The sequence below is a fragment of the Roseicella aerolata genome (genome assembly GCF_020523605.1).
In the GTDB taxonomy this organism is placed as follows: domain Bacteria; phylum Pseudomonadota; class Alphaproteobacteria; order Acetobacterales; family Acetobacteraceae; genus Paracraurococcus; species Paracraurococcus aerolatus.
In genome coordinates this window covers 1-1,455 of sequence record NZ_JAJAQI010000142.1, presented here as the reverse complement: position 1 = coordinate 1,455, position 1,455 = coordinate 1, and the positions used below count along the sequence as shown (strand labels likewise).

The 1,455-nt window shown below is 70.1% G+C and carries 1 protein-coding gene; it reads left to right on the top strand.

Annotated elements, in window-relative coordinates:
• Positions 1 to 52 precede the first annotated feature (52 nt).
• Positions 53 to 1,402, top strand: a complete 1,350-nt coding sequence (locus LHA35_RS28205) for a transposase (RefSeq protein WP_226615084.1) — start codon at positions 53 to 55, stop codon at positions 1,400 to 1,402.
• Positions 1,403 to 1,455 lie beyond the last annotated feature (53 nt).

Below are 1,455 nucleotides of genomic sequence, written 5' to 3'. Positions count from 1 at the left end.
CTAGCAGCCTGTCGGATTCCCAACGGGCCTGAGATCGGCGAGTCTGTTCGGCATGACGCAGTTCATTCCGTTCAGCCGCGACCAGGCTTTTCTGCTGCCGCCGGATGCCAAGGATTGGTTGCCCTCGGACGACGTGGCGCATTTCGTGGTGGCGGTGGTGGACCGGGTGCCGCTCGGCGCCTTTGCGGTGCGGCCGATCCCGGGCGGCCGCCCGCAGTATCACCCGCGCCAGCTGCTGGCGCTGCTGATCTACGCCTACGCCAACGGCATCTTCTCCTCGCGCCGCATTGAGCGGGCGACGCACCGCGACCTCGGGGTGCGCTATGTGGCGGCGAACCTGCATCCCGACCACGACACCATCGCCGCCTTCCGCCGCGGCAACCGCGCTGCCTTCGAGGCGGCCTTTCTGCAGGTGCTACTGCTGGCGCGCGAGACCGGCCTGCTGCGGCTCGGGACGGTGGCGATTGACGGCACCAAGCTCGACGCCAACGCCTCCAAGATCCGCTCCGTGCGCTACGATCGGGCGAAGGCGCTGCGCGTCAGGCTCGCCGCCGACATCGCCGCGCTGACCGACCGCGCCGAGGTGGCCGACGGCGAGTCCCAGCCCGACCCGCAGGCGCTGCCCGCCGAGATCGCCAGGCGCGAGGCGCTCAAGGCTAAGCTCGATGCTGCCTGCGCCCGGCTCGAGCAGCAGGCCCGCGCCGAGGCGGAGGCGGCCCGGCCGGACTACGAGGCCAAACGGGCCGCTTACGAGGCCAAGACGGGCCGCCGCGGCCGCCCGCCCAAGCCGCCCGAGGACGATCCGCCGCCCGAGCGCCAGTCCAACCTTACCGACCCCGACAGCGCGCTGATGCGCCGCTCCGACGCCCATGAGTACCGCCAGGCTTACAATGCCCAAGCTGTTGTCTGCGCCGAGGGCTCACAGCTGATCCTCGCCACCGGCGTCGTCGCCACCTCCGCCGATGCGCCGAGCTTTGCCGCAACCCTCCTCGGCATGGAGCAGGGCATTGGCCTGCCACAGACCATCCTCGCCGACACTGGCTTCGCCTCAGGCGAGGCAGTCGCCGCCCTTCAGGCGCACGGGATCGAGCCGCTGGTCGCCATCGGCCGGACCCAGCCGCACCGACCCTATGACTTCCGGCCGCCACCCCAGCCCAAGACGCCACGCCGCATCACCGAGCCCTGGCGCCTCGCCATGCTGGCCAAACTCGAAACCCCTGATGCCAAAGCCCGCTACGCCCGCCGCAAGCAGACCGTCGAGCCCGTCTTCGGCATCATCAAGGCAGCCCTCGGCTTCACCCGCTTCCACCTCCGCGGTCTCGCCAAGGTCACCAGCGAATGGACCCTCGTCGCCCTCGCCTACAACTGCCGTAGGCTGCATCGCCTGCGGCCAGCCGCCTGATCCACAATCCAACAAACCCGTCGCCAGCAAACCCAAACCCGACAGGCTGCTAG